Consider the following 6,000-nt stretch of genomic DNA (forward strand, 5'->3'; position numbering starts at 1 on the left):
TTGCCAAAAAAGCCTATATTATCAATCCCCCCGCATCCCATCCCCCGCCAAACCCAAATGTGTTATATAAAATATATTATATAATAAGAAGGAATCCCACACAGGATTATTAAAACCCCGCATCCAGCCATTATGTCTATCCACATTCCACCTCATCCCCTATTGGCCGAGCAAAAATCTCACCTTCAAAGCTCTGCTCATCTCCAAACAACCCATAAGTCCGCCCTCATCCAAAAATGAGGAATTTTCTCCTCATCCTTTTTACATCTCCGCCAAACACCCTCGACGCTTCACGCGAGAAAATTCCTCACACCCGCAATTATCCTCACATCCATCGGCCATCACTCCTCTCCTTATGGGAGGATGAGACAGCGGACAAGCAAAAGAGCAGCCGGAAAATGAGCGGGCGGGGGCGGGGAGATTCGGCGATTTTTACCGAGGGGTGCTGTCACTTAGGCGGAACCGGGGGAACCATTAGCCAAATCTCCCCGCCCCCGCCCGTTCATTTTCCCGATCCCCTTCCCTGTCCGCGTACCATCCCTCCCATCTCCCACCCCACACATTTTCCCCTTTAATTTCCCCTCTTTTTATGATATGATAATAAAGCTTTAATTGAATCAGAACGCCCCCGCCAGGAGCCAGGGCGTATTTGAACCATCATATATCACATACAGATAGGAAGGTAATCATATGAAATTAGGTATCGTAGGACTCCCCAACGTCGGCAAGAGTACCCTCTTCAATTCTTTGACAAAGGCAGGTGCGGAATCAGCCAACTACCCGTTCTGTACCATTGACCCCAACGTAGGTGTGGTTCCGGTTCCCGATGTCCGCCTGGACAAACTTACCGCCATGTACAATTCAGAAAAAACCACCCCTGCCGTCATCGAGTTCGTGGACATTGCAGGTCTGGTAAAGGGAGCCTCCAAAGGTGAAGGTCTGGGCAACCAGTTTCTTTCCAACATCCGTGAAGTGGACGCCATTGTTCATGTAGTACGCTGTTTTGACGACCCCAATGTCATTCACGTGGACGGCAGCATTGACCCTATCCGCGACATTGAGACCATTAATCTGGAGCTGATTTTCTCCGACATTGAAATCTTGGAGCGCCGCATTGCCAAGCAGTCCAAGGGTGCGTTCAACAACAAGGAACTGGCAAAGGAAGTGGAGCTGTTAAAAGCCATCAAAGCCCACCTGGAAGACGGAAAGCTGGCCCGCAGCTTTGAGCCGGACGACGATGATGCCATGGAGTTCATCAATACCCTGAACCTTCTTACATGGAAACCCGTCATCTTTGCCGCCAATGTAGCTGAGGATGACCTTGCAAACGACGGTGCGGACAACCAGTATGTCCAGGCAGTCCGCGGCTTTGCCGGCGAGAACAACTGTGAGGTATTCGTTATCTGCGCTGAGATTGAACAGGAAATCGCTGAGCTGGATGACGACGAGAAAAAGATGTTCTTAGACGACCTTGGCCTTACAGAGTCCGGTCTGGAGAAACTGATTGCAGCCAGCTACCGCATCCTGGGCCTTATGAGCTACCTGACAGCAGGCCCCCAGGAGAGCCGTGCATGGACTATCAAGGTGGGCACCAAGGCACCCCAGGCAGCCGGAAAGATTCACAGCGACTTTGAACGTGGATTCATCCGCGCCGAAGTAGTCAACTACGACGACCTGATGGCCTGCGGCAGCATGAATGCAGCCAAGGAAAAAGGCCTGGTACGTTCCGAGGGCAAGGAATATGTCATGAGGGACGGGGATGTTGTGCTCTTCCGCTTTAATGTATAGGCGTGTATAAACAGCCGTTGCTTTGCAACTGTAATTAAAATCATTTACACAAGTTTTATAAATCTTAAGCTTTCTATTCATATGACAATGAAAAACCGGCGTCGTCCGTCACACTGCAGCCATGGATGATGCCGGTTTCTTCTTTTTTCTTTTTTTCTTTTTCTCCTTATTCTTCCTCCTTCACCTTCTTTCGCCCTCATTTTCCTTCGTTCTCCTTCTCACCATCTTCCATCACCTCCTTTCCTTCAACCGGGCATTCCATCCTCCCCTCTTCAGTATCCCCGGTTCCGCTGCCTCCACAGACTCCACGGAGCGTTTGTTGTATTTATCCCCCATATGGGCTATGATAGACAAGGAGGTGAAGAAACATGGATTGCAGCAAAGTAGGAAATCTGATTTATACCCTGAGAACAGAAAAAGGAATGACCCAGAAGGCCCTGGCCAATGCCATGAACATCAGCGACAGGACTATTTCCAAATGGGAACGCGGCGCCGGATGCCCCGACGTATCCCTTCTGCGGGAGCTTTCTGATATTTTAGAAGTTAATATTGAAAAAATACTGTTGGGCGATTTGGAGCCCAATAAAAAAGATGGAGGAAATATGAAACGAATCAAATTCTATGTATGCCCTGTCTGCGGAAATGTAATATCCAGCACAGGCATGGCGGAAATCTCCTGCTGCGGCAGGAAATTGAATGCCCTGAAAGCCAGGCCCGCGGACCTTTCCCACAGCGTGTCTGCAAAAGCAGTGGAGGGCGATTATTACATCACCCTGGAACATGATATGGAAAAGCAGCACTATATCACCTTCATGGCATATGCCGTCTATGACAGAGTGCTTTTGATGAAACTATATCCGGAACAGGCAGCCCAGGTACGTTTCCCCAGGTCTGGTCACGGAGTGCTGTATATCTGCTGTAACAGCCACGGGCTTTTCTCGGTCAGTCTGTAGATACACCAGACACCTCCCTGTTGCCGTTAATTTACTGAAGCAACCCAGCTGCCATTAAAATTCGTATTGGCAGCCGGTAACAGAGTAACTAAACAAGCCGCCTTTCAACACAAGGTTTTCAGCCGTACTTCCAATTCCACATTTCTCCCCAATACAGCTCTTTCTCTTAAATCCCATTGACATTGCCCTTCATATCATGTATGATATCTTATAGACCGACGGTCGGTCTATAAGATAGGAGGGCAAGACATGGCGCGTATTGTTAAGGAAGCCGACGAACGGAGAAATGAAATTCTGGACGCTGCTGAGACGCTTATTACAGAAAAAGGATACTCAAAAACCACCATTATTGATATCCTGAATCAGGTAGGTATTGCAAAGGGTACTTTTTATTATTATTTTAAATCCAAGGAAGAGGTGATGGATGCCATCATAGAACGTTTCATTGAACAGGACGTACAAAAGGCCCGGCTGATAGCCATGGATAAGAGTATATCACCGGTCCGGAAAATATGCCGGATCATAGCTGCCGGACAGCCCCGGACAGATGGCCCCAAGGACAGGATGATTGAGGAGTTCCATCTGCCGGCCAATGCCCTGATGCACGAAAAAAGCATTGTGCGCTCGATTCTGGCCCTCTCCCCCATCCTGGGCGAGATCGCTTCCCAGGGAGTGAAGGAGCGCCTGTTCTCCACAGAGCATCCACTGGAAGCCATGCAGATACTATTGGTTTCCGGGCAGATATTGTTTGATTCCTCTATGTTTACATGGACACCTTGTGAGATGGAACAAAAGATAAACGGATTCATAGAAGCCATGGAAGCTGTCCTGGGCGCTGAAAAAGGAACCTTTGAACCCATGAAACAGATTTTGGCCGCGGGAAGCGGATGTATTTTACAGGAATCAGAATCACGGAGGAATGAATGATGGCAAATAGTCCCATATCGGGAAACAGGGATTTCCGCCTCATGGTAATCGGGCAGATTATATCCATACTGGGATCTGCCCTGCTGCGGTTTGCCCTGTCCCTCTATGTACTGGACATTACGGGAAGGGCGGACATCTACGCCGCCCTGTATGCATTCTCCAATATTCCTCTTCTGATTTCCCCTGTAGGCGGAGCTGTTGCCGACCGTTTTAACAGGCGCAATCTGATGGTGCTCTTCGACTTTACCAGCGGTATAATCATATCTCTGTACTATGTAAGCCTCCGTCTGGGGGGGACTTCCATCTTTCTTACAGGCGCTGTCCTGATACTGCTCTCTGTCATCAGTTCCATGTATGGACCGGCGGTGACGGCCAGCATTCCCCTTTTGGTGAAGGAGGAACATCTGGAGGGAGCAAACGGCCTTGTAAACGGGGTCCAGGCCCTCTCCAATGTGGCGGCCCCGCTGATTGGCGGAATGTTCTACGGCATATTCGGGGTCAAAGCCCTGGTGTGCGTCAGCGGAACCGCATTTATCTGTTCCGCTGTACTGGAGCTGTTCATCCATATTCCTTTCCGCAAACGCGAATTCACCATGCCCGTCATTCCCACCATTGCGGCCGACTTAAAGGAAGGCTTTTCCTATGTCGGCCGAAATCCTCTCATACTGCGCTCCATGATTCTGGCTTCCCTGCTGAATCTGGTTCTGACCCCGTTTTTTGTGGTGGGAGGGCCTGTCATTTTAAGGACAGCCATGAAAAGCACGGACGCCATGTACGGAATCGGCATGGGAACCATCAATCTAGCTACTATATTAGGCGCCCTGTCCATGGGCGCTGCCGCTAAAAAGATGCGCATGGAAAACCTGCACCGCCTTCTGGCAGCCATCGCCCTTCTGTTCCTTCCCATGGCACTGTCCGTAACCCCTGCATGGATCAGCCGCGGTTTTTATCCGTCCTATCTGATGTTCCTGGCCTGCGCTGTCCCCATTGCCATGATTATGACCATCATTTCCATCTTCGTTATCACAAAGGTCCAGAAGGAGACTCCCAACGAAAATCTTGGAAAGGTGATGGCCATTATCACGGCAGTGTCACAGTGCGCGGCTCCCCTGGGCCAATTGGTCTGCGGATTTATCTTCCAGACCTTCCCGGCAAGGATTTACCTTCCTGCCCTTTTCACCTGCATTGCCATGGCGGTGATTTCCCTGGCCGCCAGGAAGTTATGGTCAGAAACCGCCGTATCTTAATTTGAGCGTTCCCTTGATGCGAGCGTTCCCTTGATGCGAGCATTCCCTTAATGTGAGTGTTCCCCTAATGCGAGCGTTCCCTTAATACATGGGTTCCAAATACACGGGTTCCCTCTTCCTGGCAGTTATCATATAGCGGTGGATGGTCCCCTCAATGGAGCCCCCGGACTCCAAAAGGCCCTGGGCGGCAGCCAGTCTGTCCAGACAGCCATCCACACAGAAGCCGGGGAATTCCCACTCAATGATTTTGGCAAACCATACAAGCGCCCCTACGTCAAAAAAGCATATGGGACAGAAGGCTTCACCTTGCTCCAGAATATCAAACCCGGACTCCTTAAGCTTTTTGGACTGCTCCTTCAGATTCATTCCCGGGAAAGGTTTTGGCGTGCCGGGCAAAAGCAGCTCCACCAATTCCCTGTCATTGTCCTCCCCCACCTGCTGGGTTATGAAAATGCCGCCCATTTTCAGGATACGGTTCACTTCCCCCGCATCATAATTTCCATGACGGTTTATTACCATGTCAAAACAGCTGTCCGCAAAGGGCAGCGTCTGATTCCCCGGCGCCTCCCTGAAATCAATTCCCAGGGGCGCCAGAAGCCTCCGGCACAGCTCTGCATTGGGAGGATATGCCTCTGTGGCGCTGGTTCTGGAGTATGGATGGCCCAGTGAGAGCAGGAATTCGCCTCCCCCTGTGTCCATGTCCAAAAGATAATCCCTGTCCCCAAGATGGGACAGGATAATTTTCCTGTAATCCCAGGGCAGGCTTCCTTCCTCCCTGTACCTGCTGTCTATGTGTGAAAAATCCCACCCGTGGATGTGTGCCAAAGCCTCCTCGGCTTTCCATATCTTTCTTAATTCCTCCGTCTTCATATCGGCTGCTCCTTCCATCTTCATCACTTGTTCCATGGATACGCTGCAGCCCTAAAAACGACAGCCGGTATTTCCAGTCCCGACACAATGGCTGTCTGCCTTAAGGCTGCGCCGGGTAGTTATCTGACATGCTTTTTCTCATATACCCTCCTTGCCGGATATATAATCTCTCGGAATCTCTAAGCCAGTAAATATAAGGCTTTCAGATTCCTTTT

The 6,000-nt window shown here is 50.1% G+C and carries 5 protein-coding genes; 4 read left to right on the plus strand and 1 reads right to left on the minus strand.

Going from position 1 to position 6,000, the window contains the following annotated elements; all coding sequences use genetic code 11:
• Positions 1–690: 690 nt before the first annotated feature.
• The 4 genes from ychF (at position 691) to LI015_RS22635 (ending at position 4,915) form a co-directional block, all read left to right on the plus strand.
• On the plus strand, positions 691–1,788 hold the full coding sequence (gene ychF, locus LI015_RS22620) for a redox-regulated ATPase YchF (protein ID WP_002567053.1): 1,098 nt from the start codon (positions 691–693) through the stop codon (positions 1,786–1,788).
• Between the two features lie 368 nt (positions 1,789–2,156).
• Positions 2,157–2,741: a helix-turn-helix domain-containing protein gene (locus tag LI015_RS22625; protein ID WP_021894039.1), complete on the plus strand. Its 585-nt coding sequence runs from the start codon at positions 2,157–2,159 to the stop codon at positions 2,739–2,741.
• Between the two features lie 249 nt (positions 2,742–2,990).
• A complete protein-coding gene (locus LI015_RS22630) occupies positions 2,991–3,668 on the plus strand; it encodes a TetR/AcrR family transcriptional regulator (RefSeq protein ID WP_227126427.1) in 678 nt (225 codons plus the stop codon).
• Complete coding sequence (locus LI015_RS22635) at positions 3,665–4,915, plus strand: MFS transporter (RefSeq protein WP_002567049.1); 1,251 nt, start codon at positions 3,665–3,667, stop codon at positions 4,913–4,915. The genes LI015_RS22630 and LI015_RS22635 overlap by 4 nt, the downstream gene beginning before the upstream one ends.
• Positions 4,916–4,996: 81 nt before the next feature.
• Here LI015_RS22635 and LI015_RS22640 read toward each other — a convergent pair whose 3' ends face one another.
• On the minus strand, positions 4,997–5,785 hold the full coding sequence (locus LI015_RS22640; protein ID WP_227126428.1) for a class I SAM-dependent methyltransferase: 789 nt from the start codon (positions 5,783–5,785) through the stop codon (positions 4,997–4,999).
• Between the last annotated feature and the right edge of the window lie 215 nt (positions 5,786–6,000).

Source organism: Enterocloster sp. 210928-DFI.2.20, assembly GCF_020554465.1.
Taxonomy (GTDB): Bacteria; Bacillota; Clostridia; order Lachnospirales; family Lachnospiraceae; genus Enterocloster; species Enterocloster bolteae.